The organism is Deltaproteobacteria bacterium, assembly GCA_013151915.1.
In the GTDB taxonomy this organism is placed as follows: domain Bacteria; phylum BMS3Abin14; class BMS3Abin14; order BMS3Abin14; family BMS3Abin14; genus BMS3ABIN14.
The window spans coordinates 1-24171 of the sequence record JAADHJ010000018.1; the positions used below are offsets into that span (position 1 = coordinate 1).

Below are 24171 nucleotides of genomic sequence, written 5' to 3' on the forward strand. Positions count from 1 at the left end.
AAAGGGAAACCACGCTTCCCATGACCTTTGTCAGGGTTGGAAAATTCCAGACAAGGCTGGAGGCGGCCAGCTTTAGCGATGAACTCAAGGGAAAAGGGTTTGAGGCCATCGTTGTAAAGCTTCAATAATGATAGAGTCGCAAAAAGTCCAACCCGGGACTTCTTGCTCCGCAGTGCAGCCGTTTGCAGGCTGCACCACGGGGTTTTAAAGGAGGGTTTTAAAGTATAAAGATACCAATCTTTAGGTTTCACCCTGTGTAATAACCCTGTGGCGTGACCTGGGAGTGGTCACGCTGTGGTAGATTGGTTTTGGAAGTGTCTGTTGTTTTACCTATGGTTTCACATCCAGGTGATCATTTCCAGGATGAACCTTTTTTTGCAGGTAATTGAGGGACAAAACCATTGACCTCGGCAAATGAGCGGGGGAACTAGGGGTTCTTTTCCGGATGGTATCCTCGGGCGATCCGCAAAAAATGGATGTCGCCCTCCGGGCCATAGAGAAAATCCCTCCGGATGAGGTCGCGGAGTACCTGTCATCCTGTAAGCTTGACGAAAAGACCTTTGACCTGATCACCCGGGCACTCCAGGTCAGCTCTGCCGGGACCAGCGCCATGAAGGACTATGCCCACCAGGCGCTGTCCGTCAGGGAATTTGGCCCCGCCCCCTCGGCCCAAGAGGAAAATCCCACGGATAATGATACGGTGACATTAACCCAGCGTGTCCAGGGTATGACCGTGGGTGAAAAGATAAAATTGGCTCTCAAGGGCGACAAGGAAGCCAGGGCACTTCTTCTCAAAGACACCAACCGTGAGATATATATGTCTGTCCTGGAAAACCCCGGCCTTAAGGAGAGCGAGGTCGAGATGATGACAAAAAATACGGCCACCAATACCGATATCCTCAGAACTATTGCAAAGAACAGAGAATGGGTGGCCAACAGGAATATAATGAAAAATCTCGTATATAACCCCAAGACTCCGGTGGAGCTTTCCGTCAGGTTTCTCAACAGGATGAAACCGAAAGATCTGGAGGTTATCGCCAAGAGCCGGAACCTCCCGATGGTGGTCAGGACCACCGCCGAGAGGCTCGTGGCACGTAAAGAGAAAGGGCGGTGATCCCATGCCGGTTTTTAACTACCCAGGTAAAGAGGTTAACATAAAGGTCGTCTATTATGGTCCCGGCCTGTCCGGAAAAACCACCAACATCCAGTACATCCACAGCAATATCCGGCCCGATCTCAAAGGGAAACTCGTTTCTCTTGCCACCCAGACCGATCGGACGCTTTTTTTTGATTTCCTTCCCATGGAACTGGGAATGCTGGGGGGCTACAAAATCCGGCTCCACCTGTATACCGTGCCCGGCCAGGTTCATTACAATGCGACCAGGAAACTCGTCCTGAAAGGGGTGGATGGAGTCGTTCTTGTTGCCGATTCCCAGCGGGCGATGCAGGAGACCAACCAGGAGAGTCTTACCAACCTTGAGAAAAACCTGGAATCCTACGGCAAGGGTTTAAAGGATCTTCCCCATGTCATCCAGTGCAACAAAAGGGACCTCGACGACCTTTTAAGCTTGGATGAACTCAACGCTCAGCTTAACCCCTACAAAGCGCCGGTTCTGGAGGCTATCGCATCGGAAGGGAAGGGGGTCCTGGAATGTCTGAGGGAGATCCTTCGCCTTGTTATGAAATCACTTCGGGACCAGTTTCCACTCCAGGAGGCAGAAGCCGAACCGTTGGGGAAAACCCCTTCCAGAACCGGGGCCGAAGCTATCCCGGAACCTGAACCGGCGGGAGGTTCTGAAGAGACTCCATCGTCCCTGGAGGTGGGGACCCCGGATGAGCCGCCACCGTCTCTGGAGTCCGAGCCTGAAGTAACGGTTGCCCTTGATGCGCCGGAAACGCCGGTTTCCACAAGGCGAAACAATATGATGGTACGTCTGCCCATCCCTGGCGGGGGGGAGATGGAGATCGTTGTTCAGGTCACCGCGCGTCTTACCAAAGCGCCGTTGTCCGCCGAAACCACTCCTCCGGAGTCGCAGAGGGAGCGTCCGGGTGAGGATCCTCCTGAAGGCGTCTCCTCCGAGATTGAAGACGCCGTCCTCGAACCCGGGCCGGAGATGATGGGTTCCCAGGTCGATGAGACGGCCTCCGCTGATGAGTTTGATGTCGAGGAGGTTATCGCGGAACTCGATGAGGAACTGGAACTCGATACCCTTGAAACCCTAACGGAGGACGGTGAAGATCAAGGGACTGAAAGACCGGATGAGGGCTTCCCCCCGGTAGCCAAAGAGGAACCCTATGATCCTTCTTTCCGGGAACTGCAGTTCACCGATTTTGACGGGGACCAGGGGCCCGAAGATGGAAAGGGAAAGAAGAAAGGTTTTTTCGGGCGGCTCAGGAAGAAACGTCTCTGACGGGACAGGTAAGGAACGTTCAACGTTCAAGGTTCAAAGTTCAACGTGGTAAAATAGCTAGACCCCAGACCCCAGATCCCAGACCCTATTTTTAGCTTGGACCCCTGTTTGGCAGCACTTTTGCTTGGGTGTTTCCATGCAGCCGGATTCCCCAGGAAATAATCGCGGGATAGTTCCTCGCAAACCCGCCAGTTCCCTTCTTGCCGTGGGTTTTCTATGCGGTTCCCTGTTGGGAATGGTTGTTCCCGTTTATCCAAAACCTGCGCTTCCTCCAGCCGCTGCCGTTGCGGTGCTCTCCATTATTGCTCCGACTCCCTTTATTCTGGCGGCGGCCGGTTTTTCATTGGGAATCTTAACCTCCGTTATTCCCGGACCCTCCCGGGACCATGAAATGCCTCCCGACATCATCGGCAGCATCGAGGGCAAGGTTCTGTCAGTGAAGGCCGGGCGGGCCGGAAGCGGGGTGGCCACCGTCTCCGTGGACCGGGTTTTTCTGCCGCAGCCCGCAAAGGTTCGCCTCGAGGCCCATCTGCGTCTTTCCGGCGGGCCTATGCCTTCCGCGGGGGATCGTATCAGGGCTCCTGTCCATCTGATCCCTTTCGCGCCGGAAAACAGACCCGGTTTCCTCTACTTCGGCAATGTGGGCTCACGGGGATGGATCCTCATCCGTGAAGGAGGTTACTTTTCGCACATCAGGAGGAAGATCAGGTCCGCACTGCTGAAAGGAGGTGGAAGGTTCGGCCCTTCGGCCACGGGGGTGCTGACCAGTATCGGGCTTGGCGACAGGTCCCTTTTGCCGGCTGAAACGTCAAGAGCCATGCGGCACACCGGCATCTTTCATCTTTTGGCCATATCAGGAGTCCACCTGGCCGCCGCCTTGCTGATGGGATACCTGTTGGCCCGTCCCTTGGGCGCCGTAATAGCAGGTGGTGGCTGTCCGGGCCTGTTCCTCGGCATTCGAATGGTCGCAGGAGGTCTGCTCTGTATTTATTACCTGTCCATTACCGGATTGTCCCCTTCCGCATCCAGGGCCGGGGTTTTCGCGGCACTGATAGCTTTGGCATTGATGGTAAAAAGGGAAGTCCATCCCATGAATGTCCTTGCGTTATGCTACCTGGTCATCGGTTCATTTTCCGCTGTTCCTCAGCCGGGGATCTCGTTGGCTCTTTCCATGCTTGCGTGTCTGGGTATCTTTGTCTCCGTTGGGCAGGGGGCGAAGGACCTGACGGCCGCGATGAGGGTGTCGGCAGGTGCATTTATCTTTACGCTTCCTCTGGTTGTGATGGTGTTCAGGGGGATTCCCCTGTTGGCTCCGGCGATCAACCTGGTCGTCGGAATTCCCTTCGCCGCCATGCTTATCCCCGGGGTGGTCCTTGGTGACGTCCTTTCAGTTGTCCTGCCCCACGGGGCGAATGCTGTTTTTGCCGCATGTGCCGGCCTTGGTGGAATATTAACGGCGTTTGTCGCTGTTCTCGGGAGGGCCAGGTGGATCTATCTCCCCCTGAACGGATTCGGATGTGTTGCGGCCGCGGCCGCAGGCGTTTTATGCGCGTTTCTGTGGGTTCGATGGCGGGGAAACCTGAGGCGTGGCGTAATTCTTATTATCTTCATATTCGCTGCCGCCATGGTGGGGAATTTTTTTGGCGGCCGGCTTGCTTTCAACAGGTTTGAAATTCAATTTCCCGGCCTGGGCCAGGCCGACGCCGCCATCCTGAGGGTCTCCGGCAAAACGGTTATGGTGGATGCCGGCCCACCCGGCGTTGGGCTGCGCAGACCCCCCATTGCCCGTACGATGGAAAGGGAGGGGATAAGAAGGATTGATGCCCTTATTCTCACCCACCCACATCCGGACCATGTGGGAGGGGCGGCATTTCTGATGAAAAACTGGGATGTTGACGAGGTCATTCTTCCCCAGACCCGGCAGGCACTTGATCTTTGGCGGAAGGTCCTGGTGAACGTCCCGCCGGGTACCATTGTGCGGTTCATAACCAAGGGGGATTCTGTCAGGGTAGGAGAGATGGAATTTGAAGCGAAGGCTCCATTCTCCGAAAGGTATCGGAAGGGAGAGGATCTGAATCGGCTTTCCCTGGTCATGTTGCTGCGCTGGCGTAATTTTTCCGCCTTATTGACCGGTGACGCCCCTTGGAGTTCAGTGGAAAAGATAATCGGCCGGATCGACAGTCTTGATCTTCTCAAGATCCCACATCACGGGAGCGCCAAAGGTTTTGACCCCGCCTCCATGGAAAGGATCGGCATGGTTAAAGGGGTGTTCCGAAAACTGCTGGCCGTGTACACTTCCGATCCACCTGGGAAAAGGGCCCTTCCTTCTTTGAAGGTTGTCAGGTGGTTTGAACGTGCAGGGGCACGGTTTTTACTGACAGGACGTGGAGAGGGTGTTAACATTGTTTGCCGTTCTCCACGAAAGTGGAGAAACGGTGGGGCTGGGAAAGTTGACATCCATTATAGCTTCTGATAGAAAAATTCTTATTTTCTATATTGTTAGATGAGTTTCAACTGGGGAAATCGATGAAGAAATTCACGGTCCTTGTGGTTGACGATGACAAATTCTCCAGGACTTTCTGCCGCCAGATCCTGGAGGAAGAGGACAATATGGTGGTTGAAGAGGCCGCAGGGGTTGATGAAGCCCTGGACAGGGTAAGGGATGGTGAAATTGATCTTGTCGTCTCCGACATGGTCATGCCGAAAAAATCAGGTCTTGATCTTGTCAAAAGCTTAAGCCTGGAATCACCTGATCTCAAGGTTATCGTTATCACCGGCCACGCCTCCATTGAAAACGCGGTGGAGGCAATGAAGCTTGGGGCCCTGGACTACATTAGAAAACCTCTGAACCCCGGCGAATTCAAGGTGGTCGTACAGCATGCCCTTGATCGACTTCGCCTTGCCAAAGAAAACAGGGAATTGAAGAACAGCCTGAACCTTTACAATGTCAGCAACCGGATCATGCGAACCATCGAGATCGAGGATCTGTATGAGGTTGTCTTTGAAAAGATGCTCCAGGAAGTTGGCGCCACAAGGGGGTTTCTCTATCTCATCGACCAGGAACAGGGGGATTCAAATATCGTTATCTCCGAGGGCTTCGATGTGGATCGAAATCCCGATCTGGACCGGAAGGTCTTTGAGCTTTACGGAGGCGCGCTGTCGGAGGCCACCGTCCCATACTGCCCCGAAGTTATTCTTCCCCTGAAGATCAACTATCGGAGCAGGTCCGATCCCATCCGATCCATTATCTTCATCCCACTCCGGAGCAAGAACGACCTGGTCGGAATGGTGGTGTTTTTCGACACCGAACGGGAGAGTGCCTTCTGTGGAGAGGACCTGAAAGCGGCCCGGTTTCTCTGTGACCATGCGGGATGTGCTATTGAAAACGCCATCCTGTACTCCAAGGCAAAGATCCTCACTATTACCGATGATCTGACCAGCGCGTTTAACTACAGGTATCTGAATAATATTCTTGACAGGGAAATGCTCAGGGCTGAAAGGCTGGGTTCATCCATGTCCGTACTCTTCCTCGATCTGGATTCGTTCAAGAAGGTCAATGACCGGTTCGGGCACCTGGTGGGGAGTAAAATCCTGGTTGAGTTGGCCGGCCTTCTCAAGGAAGCTGTGCGAAAGGTTGATGCCGTTGCTCGATACGGTGGCGATGAGTACATCATTGTTTTGACAGACACATTTCCGAAGGGGGCCATGATCGTTGCGGAACGGATTCGGCGCATGATCGAAGAGTTCGTCTTCCTCGACGAGGAGGGATATTCCATTCGCCTGACGATCTCAATAGGGGTCGCGTCCTATCCAGAGCACGCGCAGAGCAAGGTAGAACTGCTGCATCTCGCCGATGAGGCTATGTACAAAGGTAAGTTTGGCAAGAAAAACGTTGTCTATCTGGCCGTTCCCGGCCTGGAAAGTACGGGCACCAATATTTCCCCGCCCCCTGAGAAGAAAAAGGAATAGGTTGGACTTCAATGCACAAGGCGATCAAAGCCATCCGCGGGTTCAACGACGTTCCGCCTGATGAGGCCTGGAAATACACCTACATTGAAAATTGTGCCCGCCGGCACTTTCATTTGTACGGCTACAGTGAGATACGCCTGCCGGTGCTCGAGTATACCGAACTGTTTTCGAGGGGGATCGGCGAGGCGACGGATATAGTCGAAAAGGAGATGTACACATTCCCCGACCGTAACGGCAGGAGCCTGACCCTCCGGCCCGAGGGAACGGCATCCGCAGTGAGGGCCTACCTGGAGAGGGGATGGCAATCGGATGGGGCGGTCAGCAAGCTCTTCTATTCCGGTCCCATGTTTCGGCATGAGAGACCGCAGAAGGGCCGATATCGTCAATTTTATCAACTTGGGTTGGAGGCCATCGGCCATGGCGGGCCGTTGGTGGATGCCGAGGTGATAGATCTTCTGTACAGGCTCTTTGTCAGGATGGATGTTCATGACGTCAGGATCCTCCTTAACAGCCTGGGGTGCAAGGAATGCAGACCCGGCTTCCGTGATAAATTGCTGGCCTTTCTCGGGTCCGTATCGGAAAGGCTTTGCTCAAATTGCAGAAGAAGGATGCAGACCAATCCTCTCAGGGTTCTGGACTGCAAGGTACCATCCTGCCGGGAGGCGCTGGACGGCGTCCCGGTAATGGTGGACTATCTTTGTAATGAATGCCGGGATCATTTTACCATGGTACGCCGGACCCTCGATGGACTGGAGATGCCCTACACCGTAGATCCCAGGATCGTCCGCGGTCTCGACTACTACAACAGGACTGCTTTTGAGGCCGTCTGTGACCGACTGGGTTCCCAGAATGCCGTGGCAGCCGGCGGGCGATACGATGGCCTTGCCCGACAGATTGGAGGCGATGTGCCGGGAATCGGTTTTGCCATGGGTGTTGAACGCCTGAAGCTGATTATGGAATGGGATTCCCTGGCCCCTCTGGTTCCGGACTATTATCTTGCGAGTGCCACACCTGATGCCAGGATCCCCATCATGAAATTAGCGGACGAAATCAGGGGATTCGGGGTTCGGGCCGAGGTGGACCTGGAGGAGAGGAGTTTGAAAGCACAGCTGAGGCGTGCGAACAGAATGTCGGTGCCCAAGGTAGTTATCATCGGGGATGACGAGCTCTCGAGAGGGACAGTGACGCTGAAAGATTTTTTCAGTAAAAAACAGGAGGAGATCCCTCGCAGTGATTTCATTGCGGGGTTGATCGGAACCGGAGCAAATCTGAAAGGAGCGGAGTGATGGTTACATCGGGAAGCCTGAAGGCCATGGGTCTTTCAAAATTGCTCGCCGATGCCAAGAGTCGAAGGTTTACGGGGTCCCTGACCCTCAAGGGCAAGACAGGTCTCGCCAGCATTAGCCTGAAGGATGGCGAGGTTGTCGATGTACAGGAACCACGGGTCAGAAGCCGCCTCGGCCGTTATTTGGTGACGAAAAACCTCATTACCGAGAAGGAACTCCAGACGGCTTTGAATATCCAGAAACAGTCGGGTAAAGGGGAATTTCTTGGAGAAATCCTTGTTAGCCAGAGAGTTCTGGACAGGAGTATCCTTGAGAGTTCCATGAAGAATGTCGTTGAGGATTCCCTCGTCCATCTTCTCGGGTGGGAAGAAGGGCTGTACAGGGTTGAACCCTCCGACGTTGTGGTGGGAGATCCCGTGGGCATCGCGCCCATCCCTGAGCTCCTTTCAAGGACGACCCAAATCACTTCGGCGGTGGAAGAGGAGTGGGTAATCAGCGAACTGCTTCCTGACGGTGGAGAACTTGAAAGCGGTGTCAAAGGGGAGATCCTCGCGGCGGTCCGCAGGGTCAGCCAGAAGCTGAAGGAACTCAAGCCAAAGGAGATCGTCCTCATGGTGGAGGATGAAGCCCTCATGCGGGAGGTGTTCAAGGACAAGCTGGAGAGTTTCGGGTTTGATGTGGACGCCGTGGAGTCACCACAGAAGGCCATCGAAAAGCTCTCCGACTATGACCTGGAGGGAAAGTTGCCCATCATTCTGGCGGATCTTATTATGCCCACCCTCAGCGGTAAGGGCATCTTCGGCGGGCTGGAACTGCTTGAGGAGATACAGAAGACCCACAGCCATGTTCCCGTGATCGTCAACACGGCCTACCCGGATCCAACCATAAGGAGAAGGGCCCTTTTCCTGGGCGCGACCTATTATATAAATAAACCCGAAAGAAAGGACATCACCCCCGATAAGCTGGAAAATCAGCTGAACCTCTTCATTGAGGAGGTTGCCCTCTGCATTCAGAACGTTATCCAGAGGCATGAGATCTTTTTCGAGAGGGAGCAGCAGAACATCCTGAGGGAGGAACTTCTTTCCCAGCTCATTCAATCCCGCGAGGAATTGCAGAAAGTTGGGGAACTTGTTCAACGGGACACGGGGGATATCCACTTTCTCCGCGAGACCAGTGACAAGATGGTTCACAACAAGAGTCTGGCGAAGATGGCCGAGACCATCGTCCGGTTTGCAGGTAGTGAGATGGACCGGAGCGCCATTTTCCTGATCAGGAGGGAGAAGGTGTCAGGTTTCTACGGATACGACAGAAGGCCGGATCATGAGGATTTTGGAGACCGTATAAGAAACCTGCATTTTACCCTGGACGATGTCCCCGTCATCCAGGAGGCTGTAACTTCCGGAAAGGGTGTTATCAAACGGGATCCTGGAGATAGTCTGGGGTCCGCCCTGTTGGCCACATTTGGGGATTCCCCCCCTGAACATACGGTAATACTCCCCCTGCTGGTGCAGAATATGGTCGTTGCAGTTCTGTACGGCGATGTCGTTTCCGGAGGGACTCCGCCACGGGAGCTGGATTCACTGGAAATTCTGCTGAACCTGGCTTCCATGTCCCTGGAGATTCAGCAGCAGCACGCGATCATCCAGAGGCTCAGACAGGGCAGTTAGACCTGCCGGAAATGCCGGCATAAGGCGGGGGAGGGGAAGCCATCCCCCCCTCGCAATAAGCCATGGATGGACTTTTTACGACCCCATCAAAACTGATGACTTCGCAATAAGTCATCAATGCGCCCATCAAAGGGCGTCCAAATCAATGACTTGTCCCGCAGGTCATCGATTTGCGGGGCAAGTTATTGATTTGTGAGGGAAGTGAAAATGACATTTTTCGCTTTCCGTGGAGTAATAAGCCATAGATGGACTTTTTACGACCCCATCAAAACTGATAATAGGAGGATAAGTTGGATACAGGATCGGATGTATCGGATCAGCAGGGTGACTGGGAGCGAACACACAACTGTGGCACCCTGAAAAAAGATCATATCGGAAGCGAGGTCACCCTTATGGGGTGGGTCCTGCGTCGAAGGGATCACGGCGGGCTGATCTTTGTCGACCTGAGGGACAGATGGGGGATCACCCAGGTGGTTTTCAACCCGGAAAGGGAATCCGAGTCCCACCGGAAAGCCGAGCACCTGAGATCCGAATACGTTATCGCCGTCAGGGGTGAGGTATCTCCGAGACCTGAAGGCATGGAGAATCCAGATCTGGTCACGGGAGACATTGAGGTTCTTGCTGACGAGTTGAGGGTCCTTAACTCCAGCCTGACCCCGCCGTTTTCCCTCGACGAGCGTGAAGGCGGCGATGTCGCTGAAAGTGTCCGTCTCAAGTACCGGTATCTTGACCTGCGGCGGGAAACCTTGAAGGCCAATATGGTGCAGCGTTCCCTTTTGACAAAATGGGTCAGGGACTATTTTTACGATGAGGGGTTTCTCGAGATCGAGACACCCTTTCTCACAAAAAGCACTCCAGAGGGTGCCAGGGATTATCTTGTGCCCAGCAGGGTTAATCAGGGCAGTTTCTACGCCCTCCCCCAGTCTCCGCAGCTTTTCAAGCAGATCCTTATGGTCTCCGGGTTTGACCGGTACTTCCAGATCGTTCACTGTTTCAGGGACGAGGACCTTCGTGCGGACCGTCAGCCCGAGTTTACCCAGATTGACGTGGAGATGTCCTTTCTCACGATTGACGCCCTGTTCGATATAATGGAACGAATGATGGCCGGGGTCTTCCGTTTCGCCCTGGACCTGGACATACCAAGACCCTTTCCCAGGCTGGGGTATGGAGAGTCCCTTGACAGGTTTGGGCTGGACAGGCCGGACGCGAGGTTCGGGATGGAGCTGGTGGACCTGTCGGACATCCTCGGCCGTACCGAGGCAAGGGTGTTCTCTGGAACCGTGGCGGACGGTGGTATAATCAAGGGCCTGACGGTTAAGAATGGGGGTGGAATGTCCCGCAGAGAGCTCGATGAGCTTGCGGCTTATGTGGGGGTTTATGGGGCAAAAGGCCTGGCGTGGTTCAAGAATACCGAAAATGGGTGGCAATCCCCGTTGGCCAAGTTCATGGACGTGGACGATAAAGCGCGGGTGTCCGAGGCGACTTTGTTCCAACCCGGCGACCTCCTTCTGGTGGTTGCAGGCGCCTCCGGCATTGTTAACGAGGCCCTGGGGCAACTTCGGGCCCATCTCGGAAACGTGCTCGGCCTGATACCAGCTGACCGCTACGATTTTCTCTGGGTTACCGATTTCCCCCTTTTCGAATACGATGAGAAGGAGGGCAGGTACAACTCCATGCACCACCCATTCACCTCACCGGTGGAGGAAGATATACCCCTTCTTGAAACGGATCCGGGTCTGGTCCGGGCCAAGGCTTACGATCTGGTCCTGAACGGGTCCGAGATCGGCGGCGGCAGCCTTAGAATTCACCGGAAAGATGTGCAGAGCACGGTCTTTAAGTACCTGAACATCGGCCCTGAGGAGGCCAGGAAAAAGTTCGGGTTTCTCCTGGATGCACTGCAGTACGGCGCCCCGCCCCACGGCGGCATTGCCTTCGGTCTGGACCGCATCATGATGATACTGACCGGCGCCGCCTCCATCAGGGACGTCATCCCTTTCCCGAAGACCCAGAAGGCCACCTGTCTCATGACCGATGCGCCGGGTCCCGTGGACCCAATGCAGCTTATGGAGTTGGGGCTGAAACTGCGCCGGTAAAAATCCAGGCTCATTGAAATAATGCCTACCAGGTTTCATGAGGGAAGTAGGTTCGAGCACGGCAGAGGCTTGGCGCCAATTCTCCAGTACCATATCTCGCTCGCTTGGCTCGCTCAAGCGAGTAGAGAACGCCTTTGATCTTCAAGATTGCGTCGCAAGGTACCGGCTTCGAGCTTAAGGTAGGACAAGCGCAATCAAAGGCGGAAGATAGCGGTGCTTTAATCGTTTTTGCGGTAATCCAAAAATCATTGACATCCTCGCCACCGGCCGATATACGTATACAGTATAATGTATACAGCGATTCGGGTTATCGAGATCCCCCGTAACAACCATCACGCCGCCGGAAAGACATAGATATTCCCAGGAGGAAAGTCATGACAAAAGAGACACAGAAGATCAGCTGGACCCTGACAGACGAGGGACCGATGCTGGCAACCCACTCCCTGTACCCGATCCTTCAGATCTTTACGAAGGGGACGGGCATCGAGATCGAGCTAAGGGACATCTCTCTCGCAGGGCGGGTCCTGGCCGATTTTCACGACAACCTGACGGAGGAGCAGAAGGTTCCCGATGAGCTGAAGGCCCTCGGCGAGCTCGTCCTGAGGCCGGAGGCCAATATCGTGAAACTGCCGAATATCAGCGCCTCCATCCCCCAGCTCAAGGCGGCCATCAAGGAGCTCCAGGACCAGGGTTACGACATCCCGGACTATCCTGAGGAGCCCAAAAACGACGGGGAGAGGAAGCTCAAGGAACGGTATGCCAAGATCCTCGGGAGCGCGGTCAACCCGGTCCTGCGGCAGGGCAACTCGGACCGCCGGGCGGCAGAGGTGGTCAAGCGGTATGCGAAAAAGCACCCGCACAGGATGGGTGAATGGAAATCGGACTCCAGGACACACGTGTCCACCATGAGCAGCGGCGATTTCTACTCCAACGAGCAGTCCACCACCATGGCTGAAGATACGGATGCCAGGATCGAGTTCGTGGACGATGACGGCAAGGTGACCGTGCTCCGAGAAAGCCTTCCGCTCCTGGCCGGTGAGGTCATCGACGCCACCTTCATGAGCAAAAAAGCGCTGGTGGACTTTTACGAAAAGCAGATCGAGGACGCCGGGGAGAAAGGCGTGCTCTTCTCTCTCCACCTGAAGGCCACCATGATGAAGATTTCCGATCCCATCATCTTCGGCCACTGCGTCAAGGTCTTCTTCCGGGAGGCCATCGAAAAGCACGCCGACATCCTCGCCGAGCTCGGTGTCGACTTCAACAACGGGCTGGGCGACCTCTACGCCAAGATCCAGAGCCTGCCTGAGGGCAAGAGGGCCGAGATCGAGGCGGACATCCAGGCAGTCTACAGGAAGCGCCCCGAGCTGGCCATGGTGAACTCGGACAAGGGCATCACCAATCTCCACGTGCCCAGCGACATCATCATCGACGCCTCGATGCCCCCTATGATCCGTGACGGCGGGAAGATGTGGGGCCCCGACGGCAATACCCACGACGTCAAAGCGGTCATCCCCGACCACAGCTATGCGGGTCTTTACGACGTTATAGTGGAAGACTGCAAGAAGCACGGCGCCTTCGACCCGAGAACCATGGGAACCGTGCCCAACGTTGGCCTCATGGCCCAGAAGGCTGAGGAGTACGGTTCCCACGACAAGACGTTCCAGGCTCCCGGCAACGGAACCATCCGGGTCGTGGACTCCGCCGGCACCACCATCCTCGGCAGCAAGGTTGAGGATGGGGACGTATGGCGCGCCCCCACCGTCACGGACGTGGCCATACGGGATTGGGTGAAGCTGGGGGTGGCCAGGGCCAGGGCTACGGGAGCGCCGGCGGTGTTCTGGCTGGACAGGAACAGGGCCCACGACGCCCAGATCATCCGGAAGGTCGAGAGGTACCTGAAGGACCACGACACGGAGGGCCTGGACATCCGTATAATGAACATTGCTGAGGCGACGCAATTTTCTATTGACCGGATCAGGGAGGGGAAGGACACCATCTCGGTGACGGGAAACATCATGAGGGACTACAACACGGACATGTTCCCAATCCTGGAGCTGAACACCAGCTCCAAGATGCTCTCCATCGTGCCCCTGTTGAACGGTGGGGGGATTTTTGAGACCGGCGCCGGAGGCTCGGCGCCCAAGCACATCCAGCAGTTCCTGCATGAGGGGTATCTCCGCTGGGACTCCCTGGGCGAATTCCTCGCCCTTGCCGAGTCGTTGAGGCACATGGGCAGCGTTACCGGCAATCAGAAGGCCAAGTTGCTGGCCGCATCCGTGGATGCTGCCAACGCCAAGTTCCTGGAGGAAAACAAGTCGCCGACCCGCAGGCTGGGCGGGATCGATAACCGCGGCAGCCACTTCTACTTCGCCCTTTACTGGGCGCAGGCTCTCGCCGGGCAGGGCCAGGACGAGGAGCTCAAGGCGCGCTTTTCCAAGCTGGCCGGGGAGCTTGGAGATAACGAGACTAAAATTGTGGACGAACTCATCAGCGCCCAGGGGCCTCCCCAGGACATTGGCGGCTATTATCACCCCGATCCGGAAAAAACGTCCAGGGCCATGCGCCCCAGCGCGACCTTCAACGCCATAATGGAGGCAGCCGGCGTGTAATAAACTGCAGCATTGGTATGGAATGCTGATTCGCTTTGGAGGATGTAAACCCAAAGGTCATCCTGGAAATGAGTACTCGGATAATGAGTACCTGGATGAAGACCATACCCCACCATTTGTCATCGCGAGCTGAAACTTATGCGAAGCGATCCCATAGCGGCCGGAGGGCGCCGTGACGAGCTTTTCAGCTTCCGTCTTCATTCTTCGAACTTCGCCGCGACAAGTCGCCCGGGATTGCCGCGTCACTCTCGTCTCTCTCGATGCTCCTCGCAATGACAGCAAAATAATAATATAAGGTACGCATTAACCGGATGACCCTTATTTGTAAGGAAAGAGAAAATGACACTTTTCGCTTTCCGTGGAGCAAAAAGCCATAAATGGACTTTTTGCGACCCTATCAAAAGTTCATTATTTCACCGCAGCGATACTGAAAGTCCTTGACACCGGTGTGCTACCCTTATATAGGTATACTGTATACAGTATACTGGAAATTATGCCATTTTTCTTGAAGTGAGGCCTAAAATCTTCCGGAAGCAGGGTTTCCGCCCTGGGTTTCCGGAAGGTGCCGGTCGGTTTGCCTGGAGTAGCCTTAGGGAATCGGCTTTTTCCATTTTATCAGGGAAAAAATTGATGGACTCGCGAAAAGTCCATAATTGATCAAATGAATTAGAGGGACTATGTTGATGGGCCCGCTAGTGGCCCATCATGCGGGATGTAAAAAACTGGCGCCTTTGGTACCGGCAAGGGAGTATTCAAGGGCCTGGCGCTATTTTCCTGAAAGGGGGGCACAACAAAATGGCGAAGCAAAGGAATAAAATAACGGTGGTTGGAGGAGGCAATGTCGGCGCCACGGCCGTTCACTGGGCTGCCGCAAAGGAACTCGGGGATATTGTCCTCGTAGACATTGTGGAGGGGCTGCCTCAAGGGAAAGCTCTGGACCTGATGGAAACCGCCCCGGTGGAGGGATTCGACTGCAACGTTGTCGGTACCAACAGCTATGAGGAGACGGCCGGGTCCGATGTGGTCATCATTACGGCCGGGTTGGCCCGAAAGCCGGGGATGAGCCGCGACGACCTCCTTCAGAAAAATTTCCAGATCGTAAAGAGCTGCGCTGAGCAGGTTGCAAAATACTCTCCCGACGCCTACATAATCGTGGTCAGCAACCCTCTTGACGTCATGACCTACGTGGCAAAGGCCGTTACGGGATTTCCAAAAAACCGGGTAATGGGAATGGCAGGGGTGCTGGACAGCGCCCGCTTCAGGGCCTTTATCGCCATGGAGCTGGGTATTTCCGTGGAGGATACCAGCGCCTTCGTTCTGGGCGGCCATGGAGATACCATGGTGCCCCTGGTAAGATACTCGTATGCGGGGGGCATCCCCATCGAGAAGCTCATACCGGCCGACCGCATTGAGGCGATTGTTGAGAGGACCAGGAAGGCCGGCGGTGAAATCGTCGGCCTCCTCAAGACCGGGAGCGCCTATTATTCCCCCTCGGCCTCGGCCGTCCAGATGGCGGAGGCCATCCTCAAGGACAAGAAGAGAATACTTCCCTGCGCGGCCTGTCTGGAAGGGGAATATGGGATCTCCGGCGGCCTTTTCGTAGGTGTGCCGGTCATCCTGGGTGGTGACGGCATCGAAAAGGTCATTGAGATCGATCTTTCCGACGAGGAGAATGCCGCCCTTCAGAAGTCCGTAGATAATGTAAAGAGTAATGTCAGTAAGTTGCCGCTGTAGTTTTGCCGGAACTGCTTTTAGCAGGTTGCAGATGGAGGGAGGGCCGCCTTCTATTCTAACGGAGTGCCCTCCTTCTGTTTGTAAAAGCCACGAATGGACTTTTTACGACCCTATCAAAGTTGATGATTTCGTAAGAAATCATCAACGCGCCCGGGGAGGGCGTCCAAATCGATGGCTTGTCCCGCAGGTCATCGATTTGCGGGACAAGTTGTTGATTTGTGAGGAAAGAGAAAATGACATTTTTCGCTTTCCGTTGAGTAAAAAGCCACGAATGGACTTTTTACGACCCTATCAAAATTGTTTGGTATGATCGGATGCCTGGAGGGAAAATAATGAGAGAGATCGAGGCCCTGCAGATAACCCAGACCGTAAAACAACTCTGCATGAGCGCCGCTTATCACCTGGGTGATGATGTCCTTGGGGCCATCAGGGATGGCCTGGAAAAAGAGACCTCTCCAACCGGCAGGGATGTATTGAATCAGCTGCTGGAGAACGCGGAGATCGCCGGCGCAGGGGAGTTTCCCCTGTGCCAGGATTGTGGCCTTGCGGTTATCTTCGTTGAACTTGGCCAGGAGGTCCATGTGACCGGCGGCGACCTGAACGAAGCCATCCATGAGGGGGTCAGACAGGGCTATGAGGAGGCCTATCTCCGGAAGAGCGTGTGTCATCCCTTCACCCGGAAGAACACCGGGGACAACACACCTTCCATTATCCACGTAAAAGTTGTCCCTGGTGAAAGGATCAAACTGACCATGGCTGCCAAGGGAGGCGGCAGTGAGAACATGAGCCGGGTCATGATGCTCAAACCTTCCGACGGGAAGGAAGGGATCATGAATTACGTCATCGAGCGGGTGAAAGAATCAGGCCCCAACCCATGCCCTCCAACCATTGTCGGGGTGGGAATAGGGGGGACATATGAAAGGGCCGCTCTTATTGCCAAGGAGGCTCTCCTCCGCCCCGTCGGCCGGCCAAGCCTTGATCCGGAACTGGCCGAGATGGAGGCAAAGATCCTTGATGCGGTAAATGGCTCCGGCATCGGTCCGGCCGGGCTGGGAGGCAGGATCACTTCCTTCGCCGTCCACATCGAGATGCGTCCCTGCCACATCGCCAGCCTTCCGGTGGCGGTTAATATCAACTGCCATTCACACCGGCACAAGGAAGCGGTCATCTGAGGGAGGTATTGATCATGTCGGAACCTGTTCGGTTGATTCCCCCACTGTCGGGGAAAGATGTTGAGGCTTTGAGAGCAGGAGACAGGGTTCTGATCTCCGGTACGATCTACACGGGGCGGGATGCCGCCCACAAAAGGCTTGTGGATCTATTGGAGAAGGGTGACCCCCTCCCCCTGGAGCTGGAAGGCCAGGTCATCTACTTCGTCGGCCCCTCTCCGAGCCGGCCCGGAAAGCCCATAGGTTCGGCCGGTCCGACCACCAGCTATCGCATGGATGCCTATTCCCCTATCCTCATTGAGAGGGGCCTGAAGGCAATGATAGGCAAGGGATCCCGTTCACAGGAAGTCATTGATGCGATGGTACGCCACAGGGCAGTCTACCTCGCGGCGGTCGGCGGGGCGGCGGCCCTGATTTCCCGCAGGATCGAGTCCTGCGAGATCATCGCCTACGAGGATCTTGGCCCGGAGGCCATCCGAAGACTGGAAGTCAGAGATTTTCCCGCTATTGTGGTTAATGACTGCGAGGGAAACGACCTTTACAAGCAGGGTGTTGAGGAGTACAAGACGGCGTAATATTTTTTTGGCGGAGGGGGAAGACCTGTTGCCACCCCCATGGAGCGATCAATCCCGCAGGAGGCGGGATCAGATAGCGGGAGGTCAACGAATGAAGGCCCACGAATACCAGGCGAAACAGCTTCTTCGGCAATATGGTGTTCCAGTACCGGAGGGGGATGTGGCCAGAACCCCTTCAGATGCACGGAAGGTCGCCGAAAAATTGGGTGGGAAAGTCGTTGTAAAGGCCCAGATTCATGCTGGGGGCCGCGGCAAGGCCGGTGGCGTCAAGCTGGTTGCCGGACCCGACGAGGCGGAAAAGGTGGCGAGGGAACTTATCGGGAAAACCCTCATAACCCATCAGACCGGGCCTGAAGGAAAGGTCGTCAACCAGGTTCTCATCGAGGGCGGAGTTGAAATTGCCTCAGAGTTCTATCTCGGCATGGCAATTGATCGCGCGTCCGAGAAGGTTGCCATTATGGCGAGCACCGAAGGCGGGGTTGAGATCGAGAAGGTAGCAGCCGAAACACCGGAGAAAATTCTTAAGGAATTTGTGGACCCGGCCACCGGCCTGATGCCTTTTCAGGCAAGAAAAATTGCCTTCAATCTGGGCCTGACCGGGAAAACAGCATCCGCCGCGGCATCCTTTATCCTGAAGCTCTACAGGCTCTTTGTTGATAAGGATTGTTCACTGGCTGAGATCAACCCCCTTATTACCACCGCGACCGGTGAGGTAATTGCCCTTGATGCCAAGCTGAATTTCGACGATAATGCTCTCTTTCGGCACCCGGATGTTGTTGAGCTTCGCGATCTTACCGAGGAGCAGCCTCAGGAAACCGAGGCGTCGGAATACGGACTCTCCTATATCAAACTTGACGGCAATGTGGGGTGTATGGTCAACGGGGCGGGACTCGCCATGTCCACCATGGATATCATCAAGCTGGCCGGTGGGGAGCCGGCGAATTTTCTGGATGTGGGCGGAGCGGCCAAGGAGGAGTCCGTCACTAATGCCTTCCGGATTATCCTTTCCGATAAAAACGTAAAGGCTGTTCTCGTCAATATTTTCGGGGGTATCGTTCGCTGCGACGTCGTGGCCCAGGGGGTGCTGAACGCGGCAAGAACCCTGGACGTTAAGGTCCCGGTTGTTGTAAGGCTTGAGGGAACGAATGCGGCGGAAGGGCTCAGCCTTATTGAAAAATCGGGGATGAAGTTTGTTACAGCCAAAGGCCTGAAGGCTGCGGCCGAGAAGGTGGTTACGGCCGCCGAAGGCGGGGAGGTATAGAATGAGCATCCTGGTTAACAACGATACACGGGTAGTTGTCCAAGGTATTACGGGCCACGAGGGGAGCTTTCATACGAGGCAGTGCGTGGCCTACGGGACCAATGTAGTCGCCGGTGTGACCCCGGGCAAAGGTGGACAGGACGTCGAGGGCATTCCGGTTTTCAACACGGTATCCCGGGCGGTGGAAAAGGAGGGCGCCAACGCGGCCCTTATTTTCGTTCCACCGGCATTTTCCGGAGACGCTATACTGGAGGCCGCCTATGGGGGTGTTGACCTCGTTGTCTGCATTACCGAAGGAATCCCTACCCTGGACATGGTTAAGGTCAAAAACGCCCTCAGGTCTACGGGAGTGCGAATGATCGGGCCCAACTGCCCAGGGGTCATAACCCCGGGTCAGTGCAAGATGGGGATCATGCCCGGGTTTATCCACAAGGAGGGGCGCGTAGGCGTTATCTCCAGAAGCGGAACCCTGACCTACGAGGCCGTCGGCCAGCTGACCGAGCTGGGCATCGGTCAGAGTACCTGCATCGGCATAGGTGGAGATCCCATTATCGGCAGCACATTTGTTGATCTTCTGCGGCTTTTCAATGATGATCCTGAGACCGACGCCGTGGTTATGATCGGCGAGATCGGCGGCTCTGCTGAAGAGGACGCCGCGGCCTTCATCGAAAAGGAGATGGACAAACCCGTTGTGTCGTTCATCGCCGGACAGACGGCCCCTCCGGGGAAGCGGATGGGGCACGCCGGGGCCATCATTGCGGGTGGAAAAGGTACCGCCGCCGAAAAAATTGCCAGCCTGGAGAAAGCCGGGGTGACTGTCAGCAGGAGCCCCTCGGAAATTGGCGCCAAGATAGCGGAGGTCCTTGGTGCCTGACAGGGAGGAAAGAATGGTCAATATCGCTCCTAACGAGAAGGCCGAGGTAGCGCAATACGGTGAGAGGAAGATCACCATAATTTCCCGATTTTGCAAGGGGTGCGAGATCTGTGTCAAGTTCTGCCCGGCTTCGGTCCTAGAGATGAAAGATTTCAAGGCTCACACTGTCCGCATTGAGGACTGTACGGAGTGTATGCTCTGTGAGGTGAGATGCCCCGATTTTGCCATATTTGTTGAGCAATCGGGTAAAAAGGGGAAGGCGAAATGAGCGGAAAAGAGGTATTTTTTCAAGGTAATGAGGCATGTGCGCACGGCGCCCTTTACGCCGGTTGCCGTTTTTTTGCCGGCTATCCCATTACCCCCTCAACCGAGGTGGCTGAGTTGATGTCCCGCTACCTGCCAAAACTTGGCGGGGCGTTCATGCAGATGGAGGATGAGATCGGTGCCATGGGGGCCATCATTGGGGCTTCCCTCGTGGGCAAAAAGAGCCTGACGGCTACCAGTGGTCCCGGTTTTTCCCTCAAGCAGGAAAATCTCGGCTTCGCATGCATAACGGAGGTGCCATGCGTGGTCCTGAATGTAATGCGGGGTGGTCCCAGTACCGGCCTGCCCACCGGCCCGAGCCAGTCGGATGTCATGCAGGCGAAGTGGGGCACCCATGGGGATCATCCGGTCATCGCGTTGATCCCCGCGTCGGTTCAGGAGATCTTTACGGAAACGGTGAGGGCTTTCAACCTGTCCGAGAGGCTCAGGACTCCCGTGATTCTTCTCCTCGACGAGATTATCGGTCATATGAGGGAAAAGATCACCATCCCGCCCGAAGGGGAGCTTGAGATCTGGGACCGTCCCAGGCCAACCTGCAAACCGGAGGAGTACAAGCCCTACGATATCAGTGGAGGCATGATTCCGCCCATGGCCGATTTTGGCTCCGGCTACCGCTGGCACACCACCGGCCTGAACCATGATGAGACCGGATTTCCAACCAACAAACCTGCCCTGGTGGAACCCGAGGCTGAAAGGCTTATGAACAAGATCACCCAGAACCTGGACATCATAGAAAAATATGACTACGACGAGGCAAAGGGAGCCAAGGTCGGGGTGATGGCTTTCGGTTCCACATCGCGGTCGGCGCGCGCTGCAATCAAATCCGCGGAGAGGGATGGAATTCCGGTGGAGTTTCTCAGGCCGGTCACCCTTTGGCCTTTTCCCACGGATGCCGTCGAAAAGATGGCCGAAAAGGTTGATGTCATAATTGTCCCTGAGATGAACCTGGGCCAGATGGCGGGGGAGGTCCAGAGGGCCATCGGCGGCAGGGCAAAGGTTGTGGGGATTAACAGGGTGGACGGTGATCCAATAACACCCTCGCAGGTCCATGAGAAGATCAGGGAGGTGTCGTGATGGCATTTAACTACGCGCAATACACCCGGGCGGATAAGCTTCCGCATATCTGGTGTCCGGGGTGCGCCCATGGAATCGTGATGAAATCGCTCATCAGGGCCATCGACCGGGTAGGCCTGGATAAGGACAACACCGTCATCGTTTCTGGAATAGGGTGCGCTTCAAGGTTGCCCGGCTATGTCGACTTCAACACTCTTCACACCACCCATGGGAGAGCTTTGGGGTTCGCGACGGGAATAAAGATGGCCAACCCGAAGCTTGATGTTATCGTCGTGGGCGGTGACGGGGACTCCCTCGCCATCGGCGGAAACCATTTTATCCACGCATGCCGAAGAAACATCAACATTACCCTGGTGGTTTTCAACAACAACATCTACGGCATGACCGGAGGTCAATTCTCGCCGACGACCCCCCATGGCAAGCTTGCGAGCACCACGCCTTACGGCAATCCGGATTACGCTTTCGACGTAGTGGAATTAGCCTCAGGCGCCGGGGCGAGCTTTGTGGGGCGCCATACCGTATATCATGCCATCCCACTGGAGAGGATGATCGCCGAGGCCATTACCCATAAAGGGTTTTCGGTGGTGGACGCCCTGTGCACCTGCCCAACGACCTACGGACGAAGAAATAAGCTTGGGTCGGCGGTGGATATGATCGAGTGGTTTAAAGACAACACCGTGGGCGCCAAGGCGGCCGAAAAGCTTCCCCCCGAAAAGGTTGAAGGAAAGATCCTCACGGGTATATTCAAAAACATCGAAAAGCCTGAATACTGTGAAGAGTACGAAAAAATCAAGGAAAAGGCAGGGAACAGGCCCTGACCGGGAGGTAATATCATGTCCGACAGGTTCGAGGTAAGGCTCAGCGGTGCTGGTGGGCAGGGATTGATCCTTGGTGGCGTCATCCTTGCGGAGGCCGCATCACTTTTCGAGGGTAATAATGCGGTTCAGACCCAGTCCTACGGGCCTGAAGCCAGGGGCGGCGCCAGTAAATCCGAGGTCATCCTCTCCGATGGCGATATTGATTATCCCAAGGCTACGGAGATTGATCTTCTTCTTTGCCTTACGCAGGAAGCATGTGATAAGTACGCGGCCGATCTGAAGAAGACGGGTGTTCTTATTGCCGATTCCCGCATGGTCCAGGATCTTCCCGAGGGGAGATTCAAGATATACCAGCTGCCCATAATTGATACAGCCAAGGAGAAGGTCGGGAAGGTATTCGTCGCCAACATTGTGGCGCTTGGGGCCATAACCCACCTTCTTGAGCAGGTGTCCTTTGATTCGGTGGAAAAGGCCGTTCTCAACCGGGTTCCAAAAGGGACCGAAGACCTGAACAAAAGAGCCCTGAAACTGGGATACGATCTGGTTAATTAACCCGGGAGCTCCTTTTTCCCTTCGATTATCTTCCTTTACGGGGGCCGCATTACGGCCCCCGAGATCTTTCCCCCTGTTTTGATTCTTTTTGTCCTATGATATAATTTCAAAATCTCCCGGATAACGGGTAACAGCATGAATTTTTGGTCAGGCCGTGTGGAATCACGTCAGCCACTCTAGTGGTAATAAGGCAATCCGAGGGGAAACCATGAAAAAACACCGAATTACTGCCGCAGCATTGATTTTGCTGGTGCTATGGCCTGCGGTATCAATGGCGCAGTATGAGATCTTTGTTGCCGCCAACAGGGGCGATCTCAGGGAGGTTAAGGCGTTGTTGCTCAGGGAACCGACACTTGCGTACGCGAAAAGCAAGGGAGGGTTTACCCCGCTCCACATGGCATGCATCAATGGCCATACAGATGTCGCGAAGGTTCTCATTGCCGCCGGGACGGATATCAACGCAAGAAACCTGGATGGGGTCACTCCCATATCAAAGGCCGTCCAGGGGAACTATCCTGAGCTGGTGGGACTCCTGGTCGAGAAAGGCGCTGACGTCAATCTTAAGGATGACAGCGGGACTAACCCGATCCTGATTTCCGAAATGGAGGGGTATACTAAAATAACCGCTCTCCTTTTGCCCGTCTCCGATGTAAACGTTTCCACCGCAGGAGGAGCCACTCCTCTCCATATGGCGGCCTCGAGGGATTCGGGTGATATTCGGTCGCTGCTTGATAGGGGGGCAAGGGTGAACGTTGTTGATAACCGGGGCTGGACGCCTCTCCACGTTGCCGCATCCAGCGGAAAGATCAAGGTTATCAGAATCCTCCTTGAAGCCGGCGCCGACAGGACAATAAAGAACAATCGGGGAAAAACCGCCTCAGATCTTGCGCGAAAAAAGGGCTACACCGAAGTGGAGAAGGCGATCGATGATTTTCCTGGAAAATGAGATGTCGATCTATGGGTTGGCGTCCCCGAACCTGGCATTACGCCTTCGAATAATCTGAACCAGATGTCGTATCTCACCGGGCTGGAGAATTTCCCTCTCCGCGAAGTACTCCCCTATGGGTCGCTGGAGCCAGCGCTGAAAGCCAAGGACCGCGGAACGCTGGTAGGGGGTCATGTATCCAAGGCGTAGAGCCGAACCGCCTATTTTTTCCCCGAACAATCTTCCGGTGGAGATGGCGTGAAGCTCCTCTGATGTCAGAAACTTCCACGTGGTGGCAATGCGCCCGAAAGAGGGACGCTGACGCCTTTGCCATGATATGGCGTTGATGAGGGTTCTCCAGGATACAATTCCCGAGTAGTAAAGGTACTGGCCCAGCAGGAGCCTGTTTTCAGGAACCTGTCCGTTCCAGAAATGATCACGGGTGTTTTTGCCCGGTTTCGGTGTTTTATAATATCCGGCAGGCTCTTCCCGGGGATCATCCCGGGGCTGGGGGGCTGGTCGATGACCTGTCGTGGACGGGTCTTCCGTGGAAAGGAAAGCGAGAAGGCTGGAGTAGGCCTGAGTTACCGCTTTGAAATGTTCGGCCATATCATTCTCATTCCGTCCCTGAATCCTGGCCCTGTCCGGATGAAGCTCCATAGCCTTTTTTCTGAAGGTTTCCTTCAGGTCGGAAGGTACCAGTGTCCGCAGAAATTCATCGGTCATTTCGACGTCGGCGCCGAAAAGCACCTTGAATGCTGAAGAGATCTCCCGGGTGTTTGAAGCGGTACTCAAGAACCAGAACCTCCCTAAGCCTCCAGTCGGAGAAA

Annotated in this window: 19 protein-coding genes; 18 read left to right on the top strand and 1 reads right to left on the bottom strand. The window is 55.2% G+C overall.

The features are described 5' to 3' along the window. Positions 1-445 precede the first annotated feature (445 nt). The 18 genes from GXP52_04070 (at position 446) to GXP52_04155 (ending at position 23362) form a co-directional block, all read left to right on the top strand. Complete coding sequence (locus GXP52_04070; GenBank protein NOY86460.1) at positions 446-1114, top strand: hypothetical protein; 669 nt, start codon at positions 446-448, stop codon at positions 1112-1114. Positions 1115-1118: 4 nt separating this feature from the next. Next, positions 1119-2411, top strand: coding sequence for a hypothetical protein (locus GXP52_04075; protein ID NOY86461.1), 1293 nt, complete (start codon positions 1119-1121; stop codon positions 2409-2411). Between the two features lie 136 nt (positions 2412-2547). After that, a complete protein-coding gene (locus GXP52_04080) occupies positions 2548-4884 on the top strand; it encodes an MBL fold metallo-hydrolase (protein NOY86462.1) in 2337 nt (778 codons plus the stop codon). A gap of 53 nt (positions 4885-4937) precedes the next feature. After that, on the top strand, positions 4938-6380 hold the full coding sequence (locus GXP52_04085; GenBank protein NOY86463.1) for a diguanylate cyclase: 1443 nt from the start codon (positions 4938-4940) through the stop codon (positions 6378-6380). An 11-nt stretch (positions 6381-6391) separates the two neighbouring features. After that, positions 6392-7666 (top strand): histidine--tRNA ligase, encoded by a 1275-nt coding sequence (locus GXP52_04090; protein ID NOY86464.1) that lies wholly within the window; start codon positions 6392-6394, stop codon positions 7664-7666. Then, positions 7666-9333, top strand: a complete 1668-nt coding sequence (locus GXP52_04095; GenBank protein NOY86465.1) for a response regulator — start codon at positions 7666-7668, stop codon at positions 9331-9333. Before GXP52_04090 ends, GXP52_04095 begins: the two co-directional genes overlap by 1 nt. A gap of 290 nt (positions 9334-9623) precedes the next feature. After that, positions 9624-11426 (top strand): aspartate--tRNA ligase, encoded by a 1803-nt coding sequence (aspS, locus tag GXP52_04100; GenBank protein NOY86466.1) that lies wholly within the window; start codon positions 9624-9626, stop codon positions 11424-11426. A gap of 374 nt (positions 11427-11800) precedes the next feature. Then, entirely contained in the window at positions 11801-14035 is a 2235-nt protein-coding gene (locus GXP52_04105; GenBank protein NOY86467.1) for an NADP-dependent isocitrate dehydrogenase, read from the top strand. 795 nt (positions 14036-14830) lie between these two features. Further along, positions 14831-15769 (top strand): malate dehydrogenase, encoded by a 939-nt coding sequence (gene mdh, locus GXP52_04110; GenBank protein NOY86468.1) that lies wholly within the window; start codon positions 14831-14833, stop codon positions 15767-15769. 314 nt (positions 15770-16083) lie between these two features. Continuing rightward, positions 16084-16941 carry a fumarate hydratase gene (locus GXP52_04115; protein ID NOY86469.1) on the top strand — a complete coding sequence of 286 codons (858 nt, stop codon included), beginning with the start codon at positions 16084-16086 and terminating at the stop codon, positions 16939-16941. Positions 16942-16955: 14 nt separating this feature from the next. Then, the gene (locus GXP52_04120; protein ID NOY86470.1) at positions 16956-17513 is read left to right on the top strand and encodes a Fe-S-containing hydro-lyase; all 558 of its coding nucleotides are present in this window, start codon (positions 16956-16958) and stop codon (positions 17511-17513) included. A gap of 91 nt (positions 17514-17604) precedes the next feature. Beyond that, positions 17605-18774 (top strand): ADP-forming succinate--CoA ligase subunit beta, encoded by a 1170-nt coding sequence (sucC, locus tag GXP52_04125; protein ID NOY86471.1) that lies wholly within the window; start codon positions 17605-17607, stop codon positions 18772-18774. Between the two features lies 1 nt (position 18775). Further along, positions 18776-19648, top strand: coding sequence for a succinate--CoA ligase subunit alpha (gene sucD, locus GXP52_04130; protein NOY86472.1), 873 nt, complete (start codon positions 18776-18778; stop codon positions 19646-19648). Positions 19649-19661: 13 nt separating this feature from the next. Beyond that, complete coding sequence (locus GXP52_04135; protein ID NOY86473.1) at positions 19662-19916, top strand: 4Fe-4S dicluster domain-containing protein; 255 nt, start codon at positions 19662-19664, stop codon at positions 19914-19916. Next, a complete protein-coding gene (locus GXP52_04140; GenBank protein ID NOY86474.1) occupies positions 19913-21046 on the top strand; it encodes a 2-oxoacid:acceptor oxidoreductase subunit alpha in 1134 nt (377 codons plus the stop codon). The genes GXP52_04135 and GXP52_04140 overlap by 4 nt, the downstream gene beginning before the upstream one ends. Beyond that, on the top strand, positions 21046-21864 hold the full coding sequence (locus GXP52_04145) for a 2-oxoacid:ferredoxin oxidoreductase subunit beta (GenBank protein ID NOY86475.1): 819 nt from the start codon (positions 21046-21048) through the stop codon (positions 21862-21864). Before GXP52_04140 ends, GXP52_04145 begins: the two co-directional genes overlap by 1 nt. A gap of 15 nt (positions 21865-21879) precedes the next feature. Next, positions 21880-22416 carry a 2-oxoacid:ferredoxin oxidoreductase subunit gamma gene (locus GXP52_04150; GenBank protein NOY86476.1) on the top strand — a complete coding sequence of 179 codons (537 nt, stop codon included), beginning with the start codon at positions 21880-21882 and terminating at the stop codon, positions 22414-22416. A 208-nt stretch (positions 22417-22624) separates the two neighbouring features. Next, entirely contained in the window at positions 22625-23362 is a 738-nt protein-coding gene (locus GXP52_04155; protein ID NOY86477.1) for a hypothetical protein, read from the top strand. A gap of 9 nt (positions 23363-23371) precedes the next feature. Here GXP52_04155 and GXP52_04160 read toward each other — a convergent pair whose 3' ends face one another. Next, positions 23372-24136 carry a DnaJ domain-containing protein gene (locus tag GXP52_04160; protein ID NOY86478.1) on the bottom strand — a complete coding sequence of 255 codons (765 nt, stop codon included), beginning with the start codon at positions 24134-24136 and terminating at the stop codon, positions 23372-23374. Between the last annotated feature and the right edge of the window lie 35 nt (positions 24137-24171).

Bases quoted from the DNA above. Each gene is read 5' to 3' on its own strand.
- GXP52_04070 (NOY86460.1), top strand. From the start codon at position 446: ATGGTATCCTCGGGCGATCCGCAAAAAATGGATGTCGCCCTCCGGGCC.
- GXP52_04075 (NOY86461.1), top strand. From the start codon at position 1,119: ATGCCGGTTTTTAACTACCCAGGTAAAGAGGTTAACATAAAGGTCGTC.
- GXP52_04080 (NOY86462.1), top strand. From the start codon at position 2,548: ATGCAGCCGGATTCCCCAGGAAATAATCGCGGGATAGTTCCTCGCAAA.
- GXP52_04085 (NOY86463.1), top strand. From the start codon at position 4,938: ATGAAGAAATTCACGGTCCTTGTGGTTGACGATGACAAATTCTCCAGG.
- GXP52_04090 (NOY86464.1), top strand. From the start codon at position 6,392: ATGCACAAGGCGATCAAAGCCATCCGCGGGTTCAACGACGTTCCGCCT.
- GXP52_04095 (NOY86465.1), top strand. From the start codon at position 7,666: ATGGTTACATCGGGAAGCCTGAAGGCCATGGGTCTTTCAAAATTGCTC.
- GXP52_04105 (NOY86467.1), top strand. From the start codon at position 11,801: ATGACAAAAGAGACACAGAAGATCAGCTGGACCCTGACAGACGAGGGA.
- mdh (NOY86468.1), top strand. From the start codon at position 14,831: ATGGCGAAGCAAAGGAATAAAATAACGGTGGTTGGAGGAGGCAATGTC.
- GXP52_04115 (NOY86469.1), top strand. From the start codon at position 16,084: ATGCCTGGAGGGAAAATAATGAGAGAGATCGAGGCCCTGCAGATAACC.
- GXP52_04120 (NOY86470.1), top strand. From the start codon at position 16,956: ATGTCGGAACCTGTTCGGTTGATTCCCCCACTGTCGGGGAAAGATGTT.
- sucC (NOY86471.1), top strand. From the start codon at position 17,605: ATGAAGGCCCACGAATACCAGGCGAAACAGCTTCTTCGGCAATATGGT.
- sucD (NOY86472.1), top strand. From the start codon at position 18,776: ATGAGCATCCTGGTTAACAACGATACACGGGTAGTTGTCCAAGGTATT.
- GXP52_04135 (NOY86473.1), top strand. From the start codon at position 19,662: ATGGTCAATATCGCTCCTAACGAGAAGGCCGAGGTAGCGCAATACGGT.
- GXP52_04140 (NOY86474.1), top strand. From the start codon at position 19,913: ATGAGCGGAAAAGAGGTATTTTTTCAAGGTAATGAGGCATGTGCGCAC.
- GXP52_04145 (NOY86475.1), top strand. From the start codon at position 21,046: ATGGCATTTAACTACGCGCAATACACCCGGGCGGATAAGCTTCCGCAT.
- GXP52_04150 (NOY86476.1), top strand. From the start codon at position 21,880: ATGTCCGACAGGTTCGAGGTAAGGCTCAGCGGTGCTGGTGGGCAGGGA.
- GXP52_04155 (NOY86477.1), top strand. From the start codon at position 22,625: ATGAAAAAACACCGAATTACTGCCGCAGCATTGATTTTGCTGGTGCTA.